The 15,221-nt window shown below is 61.2% G+C and carries 13 protein-coding genes; 9 read left to right on the forward strand and 4 right to left on the reverse strand.

What is annotated here, in order from left to right:
• The 3 genes from ABCN01_RS08090 to ABCN01_RS08100 all read right to left on the reverse strand — a co-directional run.
• A partial coding sequence (locus ABCN01_RS08090; RefSeq protein ID WP_343014248.1) for a hypothetical protein occupies positions 1-711 on the reverse strand: 711 nt, incomplete at its 3' end.
• 258 nt (positions 712-969) lie between these two features.
• Entirely contained in the window at positions 970-2,373 is a 1,404-nt protein-coding gene (gene asnS / locus ABCN01_RS08095) for an asparagine--tRNA ligase (RefSeq protein WP_342995775.1), read from the reverse strand.
• Positions 2,374-2,554: 181 nt separating this feature from the next.
• Positions 2,555-3,118 (reverse strand): PTS sugar transporter subunit IIA, encoded by a 564-nt coding sequence (locus ABCN01_RS08100; protein WP_022093882.1) that lies wholly within the window; start codon positions 3,116-3,118, stop codon positions 2,555-2,557.
• Between the two features lie 243 nt (positions 3,119-3,361).
• On the opposite strand from ABCN01_RS08100, the gene ABCN01_RS08105 reads away from it, so the two are divergent.
• From ABCN01_RS08105 to ABCN01_RS08125, 5 genes are all read left to right on the forward strand, one after another.
• Entirely contained in the window at positions 3,362-4,261 is a 900-nt protein-coding gene (locus ABCN01_RS08105) for an alpha/beta hydrolase (RefSeq protein WP_342995774.1), read from the forward strand.
• Positions 4,262-4,733: 472 nt separating this feature from the next.
• A complete protein-coding gene (gene feoB, locus ABCN01_RS08110) occupies positions 4,734-7,094 on the forward strand; it encodes a ferrous iron transport protein B (RefSeq protein ID WP_342995773.1) in 2,361 nt (786 codons plus the stop codon).
• Between the two features lie 120 nt (positions 7,095-7,214).
• The gene (locus tag ABCN01_RS08115; protein WP_342995772.1) at positions 7,215-8,411 is read left to right on the forward strand and encodes an MFS transporter; all 1,197 of its coding nucleotides are present in this window, start codon (positions 7,215-7,217) and stop codon (positions 8,409-8,411) included.
• Positions 8,412-8,564: 153 nt separating this feature from the next.
• Positions 8,565-9,941, forward strand: coding sequence for an alpha-amylase family glycosyl hydrolase (locus tag ABCN01_RS08120; RefSeq protein ID WP_342995770.1), 1,377 nt, complete (start codon positions 8,565-8,567; stop codon positions 9,939-9,941).
• Positions 9,942-9,944: 3 nt separating this feature from the next.
• Positions 9,945-10,514, forward strand: a complete 570-nt coding sequence (locus tag ABCN01_RS08125; RefSeq protein ID WP_342995769.1) for a DNA-deoxyinosine glycosylase — start codon at positions 9,945-9,947, stop codon at positions 10,512-10,514.
• Here ABCN01_RS08125 and ABCN01_RS08130 read toward each other — a convergent pair.
• The gene (locus tag ABCN01_RS08130) at positions 10,511-11,167 is read right to left on the reverse strand and encodes a hypothetical protein (RefSeq protein WP_342995768.1); all 657 of its coding nucleotides are present in this window, start codon (positions 11,165-11,167) and stop codon (positions 10,511-10,513) included. The genes ABCN01_RS08125 and ABCN01_RS08130 overlap by 4 nt on opposite strands.
• Before the next feature lie 93 nt (positions 11,168-11,260).
• On the opposite strand from ABCN01_RS08130, the gene ABCN01_RS08135 reads away from it, so the two are divergent.
• From ABCN01_RS08135 to ABCN01_RS08150, 4 genes are all read left to right on the forward strand, one after another.
• Positions 11,261-12,397 (forward strand): pyridoxal phosphate-dependent aminotransferase, encoded by a 1,137-nt coding sequence (locus ABCN01_RS08135; RefSeq protein WP_342995767.1) that lies wholly within the window; start codon positions 11,261-11,263, stop codon positions 12,395-12,397.
• A 508-nt stretch (positions 12,398-12,905) separates the two neighbouring features.
• Positions 12,906-13,427, forward strand: coding sequence for a 50S ribosomal protein L10 (gene rplJ / locus ABCN01_RS08140; RefSeq protein WP_006235004.1), 522 nt, complete (start codon positions 12,906-12,908; stop codon positions 13,425-13,427).
• A gap of 102 nt (positions 13,428-13,529) precedes the next feature.
• The gene (rplL, locus tag ABCN01_RS08145; protein ID WP_006235005.1) at positions 13,530-13,907 is read left to right on the forward strand and encodes a 50S ribosomal protein L7/L12; all 378 of its coding nucleotides are present in this window, start codon (positions 13,530-13,532) and stop codon (positions 13,905-13,907) included.
• Positions 13,908-14,221: 314 nt separating this feature from the next.
• A complete protein-coding gene (locus ABCN01_RS08150; RefSeq protein WP_055250255.1) occupies positions 14,222-15,130 on the forward strand; it encodes a UTP--glucose-1-phosphate uridylyltransferase in 909 nt (302 codons plus the stop codon).
• Positions 15,131-15,221 lie beyond the last annotated feature (91 nt).

Consider the following 15,221-nt stretch of genomic DNA (forward strand, 5'->3'; position numbering starts at 1 on the left):
GTTTCTCATGCGGCCAATCTCGACGGTGCGCAGCGTATCGTCGGTGCCTCGGGCGTCGTAGACCGTTCCCAGCAAATACGAGATGCCATCGCGCTGCCTGATGGCAAAGGGACGGAGTGTCATCCGTGCTGCTTCGGTTTCGCCACGCGTCGTGACGCTCGAAATATCAAAACTCACCGTGGTTCCGTGGTCGATGGCCTGCTCGACGAGCTCGCACGTGTCGATGCGCTTGATGGGCGTGCGTGTTGCCTTGGTAGCCTTGCTGCCTGCGCTTGGAACGGGTTCGGGTGTATCGAGGTAGCCGCGAACGTCGGCACTCGCCATGGCAACTAAGTGCTGCGCCATGCTCTTGCGGATAGCGATAGGCGTGGAGCGGTTGCGCATGACCATACCGTGGAGCCGGATGATCTCTTCGTCGGTGAGCGGACGGGTCAAGAGCCGATACCCCACGCCGCGCTTGTATTCAATCTCATATCCGGCATGGCGAAGCGCGGAGATGGCGGTGTAGATGCTGCGCCGCGCCGCCGAGATGGGCATGCGGGCGGGGTCGTCGGGATGGGCGAGGCGCCGGATCAACTCATCGGAAAGCATGGCCTTGTCCTCGCCGGTGTTTTCGCTTAATAGTTGCAGGATGCGAACGGCGCGATAGGCTGCCATCGAGGCGGCGCCCCTCGTCGTGGTGTCGTAGGTTTCAACAGCGGCTTCGGTCATGGTGCCCACATCCTTTCCGTTTTGGGTGGCGACGGTATGGAGCCTAGGACGTGGGGCTTTCCCAGGGGCGCAGGGCGCTCTGGGCGGTCGGTAGTCGTCGGCAAACGGCGGGTCGAGTTTTCAACAGCCCTGCTCAACTGACCAAAAACTTGCCAAAAGCTTGACGGGTGCTGTTGAAAAAAGCGTCTCTCGACCGATGTCGAGAGACGCTTGTGCGATGAGCGTTGGCGTGTGGCGACGCGAGCTAGCGTCCGACGATTAGAAGTCGGCGTTGCCCACGGTGCGCGGGTGCGGCAGGACGTCGCGGATGTTGCCCACGCCGGTCAGATACATGACCAAGCGCTCGAAGCCCAGACCGTAGCCGGCGTGCTTGCAGGAACCGTAGCGGCGCAGGTCAAGGTAGTACTTGTACTGCTCGGGATTCATACCCAGGTCCTTGATGCGGGCCTCGAGCAGATCCAGGCGCTCCTCGCGCTGGGAGCCACCGATGATCTCGCCGATGCCCGGCACCAGGCAGTCGGCGGCGGCGACGGTCTTGCCGTCCTCGTTCATGCGCATGTAGAATGCCTTGATCTCAGCCGGGTAGTCGGTCACGAAGGTCGGGCGCTTAAAGTGCTCCTCGGTCAGGAAGCGTTCGTGCTCGGTTTGCAGGTCGATGCCCCAGCTCACGGGATAGTCAAACTTGTGACCGGCGGCGACGGCCTGCTCCAGGATTTCGACGGCCTCGGTGTAGGTAACGCGGGCAAAGTCGGAGTTGGCGACATGGTCCAGGCGCTCGAGCAGACCCTTGTCCACAAACTTGTTGAGCATATTGAGCTCGTCGGGGCAGGCGGCCATAACGTCCTTAAGGACGTACTTGAGCATGGCCTCGGCGTTGTCCATGTAGTCGTTGAGGTCGGCGAAGGCCATCTCGGGCTCGATCATCCAAAACTCGGCGGCGTGGCGCGTGGTGTTGGAGTTTTCGGCGCGGAAGGTGGGGCCAAAGGTGTACACGTCGCCAAAGGCCATGGCAAAGTTCTCGGCATTGAGCTGGCCGGACACGGTGAGGCTTGCATGCTTGCCAAAGAAGTCCTGGCTCCAGTCGACCTCGCCGGACTCGGTGAGGGGCGGATTTTTGGGGTCGAGCGTGGTCACGCGGAACATCTCGCCGGCGCCCTCGCAGTCACTCGTGGTGATGATGGGGGTGTTGACGTAGACAAAGCCCTGCTCCTGGAAGAAGCGGTGGATGGCGGCAGCCGCGACAGAGCGGATGCGGAACACGGCGCGGAACAGGTTGGTGCGCGGGCGCAGGTGCTGCTGGGTGCGCAGGAACTCGACGGTTGCGCGCTTCTTCTGCAGCGGGTAATCCGGGGCGCTCGTGCCCTCGACCTCGATGGAGGTGGCAGAAAGCTCGAAAGGCTGGGGCGCATCGGGGGTCAGCTTGACGGTGCCGGTGCAAATGAGTGCGGCCGAGACGTTTTGATGGGCGATCTCGTCGTAGTTGTCGAGTGCCTCGCGGTTCATGACGACCTGCAGGTCGCGGAAGCAGCTGCCGTCGTTGAGCGTAACAAAGCCAAAGTTCTTCATGTCGCGGACGGACTTGACCCAGCCGGCGACGGTGACGGTCTGGCCGCCGAGCGACTCGGCATCGGCATAGAGCTGCGCGATTTTGGTGCGGTTCACGTATCCTCCCATAACGGTTGAATGATAGTTATCCATACAGTTCGATATTCTAGCAGCTCGGCTCATTTGGGCTATACAGATAAGGCATTGGCGGGATGGTTTTTCAAACGAAAAGCGCCCGCGGCCAAATGGTCGCGGGCGCTTGGCGTGGTGCCTTTTGGCTGTGTGGCGCGGGACTTGGCTACTTGGTCTTGGCCACCAGCAGCGGGTCGCCCAGCTTGACGAGCGGGTTGCCGCCGATAAGCGTTCCGGACTCGCCGACATGGTCGATGCTCTTAAGACGGTCGAGCTCGGAGACGATGACGGTCACGATGTCCTCGTGACCAGCGGCCTTAATGGCCTCGCGGTCGAAGCTGATGAGCGGCTGGCCTGCCTTGACCACATCGCCCATCTCGACAAAGCGGGCAAAACCCTTGCCGTTCATTTCCACGGTACCCAGGCCAACATGAATGAACACGCGAAGACCGTCCTCGGTGATCATGCCAATGGAGTGGTTGGTGACAGTGGTGGCGCCGATGCGGCCGTTGGCGGGCGCATAGATGGTGCCGGTAATGGGCTCGATGCCATAGCCCTGGCCAAGCATGCCCGAGGCGATCGTCTCGTCGGGAACCTCGTCCAGGTTGACGAGCACGCCGTTGACGGGGGCGTAGATGACGCCTTCGCGGGTGGCGAAGCTTGCTGCGGGCGGAACGGACGCCTCGCCGGTCGAGGTGAAGGTGGACTTAAGCGAATCGAGCAGACCCATAGTTGCCTCCAACTTAAATAGGCGCATATCGCGCGTTTGGTTTGCCGGAAACGTTTCACATGTGTTTCGCGGCTTGGTCAACGCCCCTATTCTACGCTGCTCAACGATACCTCTGAACTGGGATTATGTGATATATCAGTTGAAGGGAAACTTATTGCCGGAGTGTTTCTGCACCACGGGTTCAAGTGGGGTACGCTTGAAGGCGAAAAACAAGGGCGCATAATTTGCGCGAAGGGAGCACATATGATTGTCGAGAACCATGCGCTGTGGGGCGAGGAGCCGACCGAGGAATATCCGGCGACGTTTACGTATTTGGGTGCCGAGCCGCTGCCCGATAAACCGAATGGCCGCCGCCCTGCCGTGATTATCTGTGGCGGAGGTGCGTTTACGCATATCGCTCCGCATGAGCAGGATCCTGTGGCGTTTGCGTTTTTGGATCACGGTTACCAGGCCTTTGTGCTCAACTATGTCACGAGTTCTACGGGTGACGTGAGCTTTCCGCACCCCCAGGCAGATCTTGCCAAGATGGTCGCCACGGTGCGCGCCAACGCCGACGAGTGGCATGTCGATCCTAAGCGCGTGTGCGTCGTGGGATTCTCGGCGGGCGGCATGATCTGCGCCTCGCTGGCAACGCAGTGGAAGACCGGCCCCTTCGCGGCACTTGCCGGGGCACGTCCGGACGAAATTCGTCCCGATGCCGTGGTGCTGGGTTATCCATTGCTCGACTTTGCCTATGTGCGCGACATGCAGACGCGCGATCCGCGCATTGACTTGCGTGTGCCCAAGACGGGCGGCAAGACGGGGCGCGATCTGCTCAACGACTACCTGTCGATGGTGACGGGCGGCGAGGCAACTGACGAGCATCTGGCCGACATCTGCCCCACCACGCATGTTTCGCGTCAGATGCCACCGACCTTTGTGTGGGGCGTGTCCGACGACAAGACGGCGCCGATCGCGCAGGTCTATCCGTTTGCCCAACGCATGGCGGAGGAGGGCGTCGCTTGCGAGATGCACGTCTTTGACCAGGGCGGTCACGGCCTTTCGCTCGGCAACGCCAACACCGCGGTCGACAACGAGGACAAGCAGGTTTCCGTCCGTCCCTGGATCCGCCTGGCCTTCCGCTTCCTCGAGCGCCATCTGTAAGAGTCCCGGCATCCAAGCCCTTCAATAACTTGCGGTGAAATAGTTCCTATCTGGGGCATCAACCAGCCCATCCAGGAACTATTCCACCGCAACTTCGTTTTTGATGCCCCGTCCGGAAACTGCGCCCCAGTTTTGCCTTTCAAGGTGGGACGCAGTTTCCCATAGGGCCTCGACTGGGAAAGCGCGTCCCGTTTCGAGCGGGGATTCCGGGATGCATTTTCCGTAAGAGGCCTGTTTGGGAAACCATATCCCGTTTCGAGCCGGAATTCTGGGATGTAGTTTCCCCGAGAGGCCTCATCGGGAAACTATGGCCCTGAACTCTCCTGCCTGTCCCCATTGCGCCAATTTGCTGATTGAACATCGTTGTGTGTTCGCGCTATCATGCATGGTTACAATTGGTTAGCCATGGCAAACGGTTAGCCATGGTAAACAAAATGCAACGCCCTGTGGGCGCCGGGGGAGGAACACGGACGTGAGGCTCGATACACTCGAGATTGGAAAGGACGCCGTTGTCGCATCGGTGGCATCGGACGACCAGGCACTCCGACAGCATATTTTGGACATGGGCCTAACACCGGGCACCGAAGTCACCATGATGAAGTACGCCCCCATGGGCGACCCGCTCGAGATCCGCCTGCGTGGCTACGAGTTGACGCTGCGCAAGGACGATGCCGCACGCATTGAGCTCGTGGATGTTCACGACACCGATACGGGTCCGCGCGCTAACGCCGCAATCGGCACGACGGAGCACCCGGCACTCGGCGAGGGAACGTATTCACCCCGTGCGGCAAAGACGGCCGTGCCCGAGGGCGCACCGCTTCATTTTGCCCTCGCCGGCAACCAAAACTGCGGTAAGACCACGCTGTTCAACCAGCTGACGGGCTCCAACCAGCACGTTGGTAACTTTCCCGGCGTGACGGTCGACCGCAAAGATGGCACCATCCGTAACCATCCCGAGGCGAGCGTTACCGACCTGCCCGGCATTTACTCCCTGTCGCCGTACACAGGCGAGGAGGTCGTGAGCCGTCAGTTCATCCTCGACGAGCGCCCGGACGCCATCATCGACATCATTGACGCTACCAACATCGAGCGTAACCTGTACCTGACACTGCAGCTCATGGAGCTCGACCGCCCCATGGTCATCGCGCTCAACATGATGGACGAGGTGACCGCCAACGGCGGCGCCGTGGACGTCAACCTGCTCGAGAGCCTGTTGGGCGTGCCCGTTGTTCCCATTAGCGCTGCCCGCAACGAGGGTATCGGCGAGTTGGTGGATCATGCCTTGCACGTGGCGCGGTTCCGCGAGCGCCCTGGTCGCCTGGACTTTTGCGCGCCCGACGGTCCGGACGGCGGTGCGCTGCATCGCTGCATCCACGGTATTGCTAACCTGATCGAGGACCATGCCGTGACGGCGCACATCCCGGTGCGCTTTGCGGCGACCAAGCTGGTCGAGGGCGATGAGCTGGTAACCGAGGCGCTTCACCTGGATCGCAATGAGCTCGACGCTATCGAGCACATCATTACCCAGATGGAGGGCGAGGCCGGCACCGACCGCCTATCTGCGCTGGCCGATATGCGTTTTAGCTTTATCGGCGACGTGTGCGGGCGCTGCGTCGTCAAGCCACACGAAAGCCGCGAGCACGTGCGCTCCGTCAAGATTGACCGCATCCTAACAGGTCGTTACACAGCCATTCCGGCGTTTCTGGTGATCATGGGCCTCGTCTTTTGGCTGACGTTTGGCGTGATCGGCGCGGCGTTGCAGGGACTTATGGAGGACGGCATCGCTGCTATCATCGCTTCGGCCGATGCAGGCCTCAAGGCGTTCGGCACCAACGACGTGGTGCGCTCGCTGGCTGTCGACGGCGTGCTTACGGGCGTGGGCAGTGTGCTGACCTTCCTGCCGATCATCGTCGTGCTCTTTTTGTTCCTCTCCATTCTGGAAGACTCGGGCTACATGGCGCGCGTGGCCTTTGTCATGGATAAGGTGTTACGTCGCTTTGGCCTGTCGGGCCGCAGCTTCGTGCCCATGCTCGTCGGTTTTGGCTGCACCGTGCCGGCTATCATGTCGACCCGTACGCTCCCATCCGAGCACGACCGCAAGATGACGGTCATGCTCACGCCGTTTATGAGCTGCTCAGCCAAGTTGCCGGTTTACGGCTTGCTGTGCGGGGCGTTTTTCCCGCAGGCGACGGTTCCCGCCATGGTCTCACTCTATCTGATCGGTATCGTGGTCGGCTGCATCGCGGCTTTGGTGCTCAACCGCACGGCATTTAAGGGCGACCCGGTGCCGTTTATCATGGAGCTCCCCAATTACCGCCTGCCGAGCGTCAAGACGACGGTGATGCTGGCATGGGATAAGGCCAAGGACTTCATCACCAAGGCCTTTACCATCATCTTTGCCGCGACCGTGGTCATCTGGTTCCTTCAGACGTTCGATATCCGCTTTAATGTGGTCGCCGACCAGTCGCAAAGCCTGCTTGCCGGTCTGGGTAGCATCATCGCGCCGGTGTTGGCCCCGCTCGGCTTTGGCGACTGGCGCGCCTCGACGGCGCTCGTCACGGGGCTCATTGCCAAGGAGAGCGTCATCTCGACGCTCACGGTGCTTTTGGGCGCAACGTCGCCCGCGGCGCTGTCGACCATGTTTTCGCCGTTTACCGTCTACGTGTTCTTGGTCTTTACGTTGCTGTACCCGCCTTGTGTGGCGGCAATCGGCGCCGTCAAGAGCGAGTTGGGCGCGCGCTATGCCGTGGCCGTATTCGCGTTTCAAGTGACGGTCGCCTGGATCGTGGCGTTTGTCGTGCATTCGGCGGGCATATTGCTGGGGTTGGCTTAGTTATGAATTGACGGCGCAACCTCTGTGTATCGAATTGTTTTCGGCCCCGCATCTGTACTGACGGATGCGGGGCCGTTGCTATATAATCGCCTCCGCTCAAAATGATTGGAGATGTTATATATGAGTCAGACAAGGCAAGACGGCATCACGCTCAAGCAGTGGCTCCCACTCGTCGGGCTCACCTGCTGTGCGTTCGTGTTCAACACGTCGGAGTTTATGCCCATCGGCCTTTTGACTGATATCGCCGCGTCGTTCTCGCTCACCGAGGCCCAGGCGGGCATCATGATCTCGGTCTATGCCTGGGGCGTCATGCTGCTGTCGCTGCCGCTCATGGTGTTCGCCTCGCGCTTTGAGTTCAAGCGGATGCTGCTGGGCGTGCTGGCCGTGTTCTCGCTCGGTCAGTTCCTGTCCGCTGTGGCGCCGACCTATCCCATCCTGGTCTGCGCGCGCCTGGTGGTCGCTTGCGCACATGCCGTGTTCTGGTCAGTCGCCTCGATTATGGCCTCGCGCCTGGTCGACACTCGCCACGGCGCGCTCGCCATCAGCATGATCGCTACGGGCTCGTCCATCGCGCAGATCTTTGGCCTGCCGCTCGGTCGCGCCATTGGCTTGGCCGTGGGCTGGCGCATGACGTTTGCCGTGGTCGGGGGCCTCTCAGCCATCGCGGTCGTCTACCAGGCAGCGGTGTTCCCGGCCATGCCGGCGGGTGAGCGCTTTACCGTCAAACAGCTGCCCGAGCTGCTCAAGAACCCGCTCCTCATCGCGCTCTACGCAGTCACGGTCTTCATGGCGACCGGCTATTACGCAAGCTACAGCTATATCGAGCCCTTCCTGGCGCAGGTCGCGCACGTCGATGCGGGCGCCATTACCATGACGCTGACGGCGTTTGGCTGCTCTGGTTTGCTCGGAAGCTGGCTGTTTGGCCGCCTGTTCGATGGGCATCGCTTCCCGTTCTTGGCTATCACGCTCTCCGGCGTGCCGGTGGCCCTGCTGCTCATGGGGCCGGCCGCATCGTCGCTCGTGACAGTGCTTGCCGTCTGCGCACTGTGGGGTTGCTGCGCCACGGCCTTTAACGTGGCGTTTCAGGCCGAGCTCATCAAGCACACGCCGGCAGATTCGTCGGCCGTCGCCATGTCGATCTTCTCGGGCCTGTTCAACCTCGGTATCGGCACGGGTACCGCGATCGGCGGAGCCGTGGTTTCGGGTCCCGGTATCGCCTGGATCGGCTTTGTGGGCGGGGCGATTGCCGTCGTGGGCGTTATCCTCGCCATCACGGTGATGTTCCCAGCCATCCGCCGCGCCAAGCCCGTCGCCTAGCCACGTCCCCTCATCAGTTGCGGTGGAATAGTTCCTGTTTAAGGCCTTTGAAGGCTCAAGCAGGAACTATTCCACCGCAACTTATTTTGGGGAAGGGGATACAAGCTGGGCATACAATGGATGTCGTTGTGTTGAGCTTACCGGGAGGTTGCTATGTGGGCATACGAGACGACGTTCTATCAGATCTATCCGCTGGGCTTTTGCGGAGCTCCGCGCGAAAACGCCGCGCCCGTTGCCGAGGATGAGCTCGCCCAGGCTGCCAACGTCGCGCCCAACCCCGATGCGCCCATCATGAAGATCGCCCAATGGGCCGACTACCTGCAAGAACTCGGCGTTGGCGCTGTGCTCATCAACCCGCCGCTCGAGTCTGATAGCCACGGCTACGACACGCGCAGCCTGCGCCATATCGACCGTCGCTTGGGTGGGGATGCCGACTTTGCCGCCGTATGCGAGACGCTGCACGCCCATGGCATCCGCGTGGTGCTCGATGCGGTCTTCAACCATGTGGGCCGTGGCTTTTGGGCCTTCCGCGATGTGCAGGAGCGCAAATGGGACTCGCCCTACAAGGACTGGTTCCATATTAGCTTTGACGGCGATTCCTGCTATGGCGACGGCTTTTGGTACGAGGGCTGGGAAGGCCATTTTGAGCTTGTGAAGCTCAACCTGCAAAATCCCGCTGTGGTCGATTACCTGCTCGAGTCCGTGCGCCGTTGGGCCGACGTCTTTGGCGTCGACGGTCTGCGCCTGGACGTTGCCTATATGCTCGACCGCGACTTTATGCGCCGTCTACACTCCTTTACCCGTGAGCTCAAGCCCGACTTTGTGCTGATCGGCGAGACACTCCACGGCGACTACAACCAGATTGTCAACGACGAGATGCTCGACTCCTGCACCAACTACGAGTGCTACAAGGGCCTGTACTCTAGCTTTAACTCGGTCAACATGTTCGAGATCGCGCACTCGCTGCATCGCCAGTTTGGCGGCGACCCGTGGTGCATCTATCGCGGCAAGCACCTGCTGTCGTTTGTCGACAACCACGATGTGCCGCGCCTGGCGAGCATCCTTACCGACAAGTCCTGCCTGCGCCCCGCGTATGGCATGCTCTTTGGCATGCCGGGCATTCCGTGCGTCTACTACGGCAGCGAGTGGGGAATTGCCGGCGAAAAGGGCGGCCCCGATGGTGACTGGGCGCTGCGCCCTGCGCTCGATGAGCCTACGCCCAATGAGCTGACGGCGTTCATCAAGCAGCTCGCGCACCTGCGCTCGGCCGACGACGCGGCGGCCCGTGCTCTCAACTACGGTGCCTATCGCAACGTGGTGATCCAGAACAAGCAGCTGCTGTTCGAACGCGCCTGCGACGACGCGACGGTTCTCGTGGCGGTGAATGCCGTGAACGAGCCCTATACCTTTGGAGCCGGCGAACTCAACGGCTCCTTCGTCGACCTGCTTGCCGACGATGCACCCACGGTCGAGCTGCCGGGCTCCCTTGAACTTGCGCCCTATGAGGTGCGTTATCTGTTGAGGGTCTAGCCCATGCCTGCGTCTGACGAGGGCTATCAACATATTGAGCATGGGTTTGATCCCGTGTTTGACGAGCGCTCGCGCGTTTTGGTGCTTGGGTCGTTTCCCTCGGTGCTTTCGCGCGCCAATGCCTTTTATTACGGCAATCCGCAGAACCGCTTTTGGCGCGTGATGGCCGCGTGCCTCGGCGTGTCCGTGCCGCCCAACGAGGGCGATTCTTTGGCAAGCGGTGAGCCTGCGACGCTCGACGCCTCGATTGCCGCCAAGCGATCCATGCTGCTGAACGGCGGCGTGGCCCTGTGGGATGTGATCGAGAGCTGCGACATTAAGGGCTCGAGCGACGCGAGCATTCGTAACGTTGTGCCGGCACATATCGAGCGCATTACCGATGCCGCGCCGATCGAGGTTGTTGTCTGTAACGGCGGTGCGGCAGGACGACTCTACAAACGCTACTTGCAAGATCGGACGGGGCTGCCCGCCATCGTCCTGCCTTCGACAAGTCCTGCCAATGCGGCATGGCGTCTGGAGCGGCTTGTTGAGCGGTGGAGCGGCGCCGCTGATTGGCAGGCTTTTTCGATTTAGCAGTTTGAGTGCTCGGCAAGATGCCTCATAACGGCGTGCCAGATCGGTGTGGGCAGTGCAGGCGTGGCGCGCACCATGCCGTCGGTGTCGACGCCACCCGTTGCGGCGCCACCGAGCTTCTGCGCGTGTTCGACGGAACATCCCATACGAACGGCGCCCACGAGCTTGTCCAGGGCCTCCGAAAACGGTCGCCGCAAGAGTCCCATGCGCGGGGAGCGACGAAGCGCTGCGATGCCGCTGCCGGCGCAGATGGCAACGCCGCCACACCACAATTGGTCATGGCGCTCACATGCCTTGTGCAGGCGAACGGCGGCCCCACGCGCCTGCTTAGTGCCCTCTTGTGCGGCTCGAACCGCAGCATAGACGCGCGTTCCCGTACCGCCAAAGCGCTCAAGCGCCTGCTCGATAGCTGTCAACGTCTCATCGTCAGCCACATCTTCAATGGCCAGCACGATGCCATCGGCAACGCTGCCGGCGTCATTTGCCTTCAAGTCAACCGGGTGGGGGAGTACGGTGCCGGAAAGCCGGGCATAGGCGGCGATGGCATCCTGCAGGTCCCAAAGCAAAAACTCAAGATCGGCACTATTGGGAATGCTGATATACGCAATGGTTTGCAGCGTTTTTGGTACATCGCCGCGCGCGGTCGTCTCCATGCCGCCTCCTTTCCGGTTGGTTTCCGTTTAGGTTACACCGTCCGGTGGCGCCCCGCCGCGCTATCCTAGTGCAACCCTTACGAAAGGAACGCCATGCGTCTGCCCATGAATACCTCGCTTGCCACGCTCAAGCCCTCCGGCATCCGCCGGATCAACGCACTCGCTGCCCAGCACCCGGGGTGCATCGCGCTTGCGCTTGGCGAGCCCGATTTTCCTACGCCCGATGCGATTAGCGCCGAGGTGACCGCCGCGCTGGGCCGCGGCGACACGCACTATCCGCCCAACAACGGCCGCCCCGCCCTGCGCGAGGCGCTGTCTGCCTACATGGGGGACGCGGGCCTTACGTTTTCGGCCGACGAGGTCATCCTGACCGACGGCGCGACCGAGGCCTTATCGGCAACATTCATGGCCATGCTCAACCCCGGCGACGAGGTTATTATCCCCACGCCGGCCTTTGGCCTGTATGAGAGCATCGTCGTGGCCAATCACGCCAAAGCGGTCTTTTTGGATACGGAGCCAACGCAATTCCAGATCGATGAGGAGGCGCTTCGTGCCTGCATGACGCCGGCGACTAAGGCCATCGTCATCTGCTCGCCTAACAATCCCACGGGCTGCATCCTCGACACAGCATCGCTCGATGCCGTGGCACACGTAGCGGAGCAGGCGGGCATCTACGTGGTTTGCGACGACGTGTACAACCGTCTGGTCTATGTGGATGGCTACGAGCGCTTTGCCCAGCGCCACCCGGAGCTACGCGAGCAGACGGTGATCATCGAGAGCTTCTCCAAGCCCTGGGCTATGACGGGCTGGCGCTTGGGTTGGCTCGCAGCCGCGGCACCCGTCATCGCCGAGATCGCCAAGGCCCACCAATACTTAGTATCGAGTGCCGTCTCCTTCGAAATGGACGCCGCAGCCAGAGCTCTCACCGTCGACCCCACCCCCATGCTCAAAGTCTACCGAGCCCGCCGCGAGCGCGTACTCGCAGCCTTAGGCGCCATGGGTCTCGACGTAGTAGAACCGGCAGGCGCCTTCTACGCCTTCCCGAGCATCAAACAGTACGGCCTAACCAGCGAAGACTTCTGCATCAAAGCCATCAAAGAAGCCAACGTAGCCCTAGTCCCAGGCGACTGTTTCGGCACCGAAGGCCACATCCGCCTAAGCTACTGCGTTTCCGACCAAGATCTGGACGAAGGCCTAACCCGCCTGTCCAACTTCGTTTCAACCCTGTAGCCCTCAGGGATGCAACACATCAGCCCACCGACCCAAGCATCATGAGTGGGGCGCGCCGGCCAACGTAAAACCGGGCTGCCCCATAGTTGACGCAGGCACGCGCCGCCGGAGGCCAGGCGCAAGGTTTCCGTAGATTCCGCACGAGCCGGAAAGCACTTAATGTGCTTTCCGAGCGAGCCCAGGACCTGACCGAGCGGAAACCTTGCGCCTGGCCTCCGGCGGAGCGTGCCGGATGGTGGAATTGTGTGCAGCCCGGTTTTCCGTTGACCGACGCCGGGGTCCCCGCCATAATACTTTCGGTTCACGCACGAATCCGCTGCCAGAGACAGCCGGTGCAAACGGGCATCGCCCGCGAGCTTAATGGGATATCCCGCCAGCCGAGGTGGTCGAGTAGATATGTCTTCTCGCCCCCGTCGCTCATGCAGCGCGGGGGCTTTCTTTTTGGACATGCCCCCGTCACGTCCTTGTGGCGGACCGTGCCCGGAAAGAATTCGAGGAGGTGTAATTCATGCCCCAGCAGTACAAAATTGACAAGGTTGCAGAGATCGAGTCCCGTATCGCCGAGAACGCCGGTCTGTTCGTCGTCAACTACAACGGTCTGACGGTTAAGCAGGCTCAGGAGCTGCGTCATCAGCTTCGCGAGTGCGGCGCCGAGATGAAGGTCTACAAGAACAACCTGGTCAAGATCGCCCTCAAGAACCAGGAGCAGCCCGAGCTCGACGAGATCCTCGCCGGCCCCGTCGCTTATGTGTTCTACGAGTCCGAGCCGGTCGAGGCCGCTAAGGCCCTTAAGGACTTCTCCGCTAAGTCCAAGGGCGTCCTTGAGATCAAGGGCGGTATCTCCGACGGCAAGGCCGTTTCCGCTGATGATGTTAAGGCTATCGCCGAGCTGCCCACCAAGGATCAGCTTCTCGGCCAGATCGCCGGTCTCATCTCCGGTTTCGCTCGCGACATCGCTGTCTGCGTCAACGGCGTTTCCTCTGGTCTCGCTCGTTCGATCCAGCAGGTCTCCGAGCAGAAGGCAGCCTAGTCGCTGTTTTCACCCGCGGCGGCAACGCCGCACCCCTGGCGCATTCGCGCTGTGTTTTAACTGATCTCCGTGCACAGACACGGAAACCGAAAGGACTTAGAAATGGCTAAGCTTACCACCGATGAGATCATCGATGCTCTTAAGGAAATGACCCTTCTCGAGGCTTCCGAGCTCGTCAAGGCTATCGAGGACACCTTCGGCGTTTCCGCCGCTGCTCCTGCCGCCGTTGTCGCCGCTCCCGCTGCTGGCGCTGCTGAGGCCGAGGAGAAGACCGAGTTTGACGTCGTGCTCGAGGGCTTCGGCGACAACAAGATCCAGGTCATCAAGGCCGTCCGTGAGCTCACCAACCTTGGCCTGAAGGAGGCCAAGGAGGTCGTCGAGGGCGCTCCCAAGGCTGTTCTCGAGGGTGCCAAGAAGGAGGACGCCGAGGCTGCCAAGGAGAAGCTCGAGGCTGCTGGCGCTGCTGTCACCCTCAAGTAATCAGGCTTTCTCGCCAGATTTCTTTGCAGACGGGGTTCGCATTGCGAGCCCCGTCTTTTTTGTTTTTCGGTCCCTCGGCATCGGTTGCTCAAACTGCCATGTTCTGTGATTTGCGTCGTATCGGGTGCCCTGCCGTTGGGCAATAAAATTGCACCATTCGAGCAATAATTTGCGTTGACCTGCTGAAGAATTGTCTCTGCCTTGTAGCGACATATAGTTCCGGCGGTAAGATGCTTAGGTATCGCAATTTGGTCTGCGGCTGTGTGCCGCACGCATGGGGCGCTTTTGCGCCTGCGAAAGGATCTTTGAATAACATGAAGGCAATCATCCCCGCCGCCGGTCTTGGCACGCGTTTTCTGCCTGGCACCAAGTGCACGCCCAAAGAGATGCTGCCGGTGCTCGACAAGCCCGTCATTCAGTACGTCGTCGAGGAGGCGCTCGACCCCGAGGAGGTCGACGACGCCATCATCGTTACCTCGCCCGGCAAGCCCGAACTGCTGAACTACTTCCAGCCCGATCGCTCGCTCGAGAACCTGCTGCGCGAGCGCGGCAAGAACGCCTATGCCGATGCCGTTGCCCACGCTGGCGGTATGCCTGTCGACTTCCGTTATCAGTACGAGCCCAAGGGCCTCGGCCATGCTATCCGCTCTGCTGCCGACGCCGTGGCAGGGGAAAACTTCCTGGTTCTTCTGGGCGACTACGTTGTGCCTAACCGTGACATCTGCGACAAGATGCTCGCCGTTTCCAAGGAGCACGGTGGCGCTTCGGTTATCGCCGTCGCTGCTTGCTCGCCCGAGGAGGTCAGCCGCTACGGCGTTATCGCCGGTGAGCGCGTCGGTTCGCTCGAGGGTGCCGAGGACGTTGCCGATGCTGAGCCGGGCGCTGTCTGGCGTATCGGCGGTCTGGTCGAGAAGCCCGCTCCCGAGGCTGCTCCGTCCAACCTGTACATCGTCGGTCGCTACCTGCTGAGCCCGCTGGTCATGGACCTGCTTGCCGACCAGCAGGCCGGTAAGGGTGGCGAGATCCAGCTGACCGACGCCATGGCCCGTTCGCTCGACCGCGAGGCCATGTATGCCGTTGTCATCGACCCGCTGTCGGGCTACGACACCGGTACCCCCTCTGGCTGGATGGCCACCAACGCCCTCATGGCTGCAAGCGATCCTCGCTTCGCCGATGCCTTCTGGGACGCCATCGACGAGCGCGGCGGATTGATGCGCAAGTAAGCCTTCGGGCATCGACATTTACGGGCGCGGACTTCGGTTCGCGCCCGTTTTTTATAAGAGCTGAGATTGCCGGCTCTCTGTTCACAGAAAT

Source organism: Collinsella aerofaciens (assembly GCF_039062365.1).
GTDB lineage: Bacteria > Actinomycetota > Coriobacteriia > Coriobacteriales > Coriobacteriaceae > Collinsella.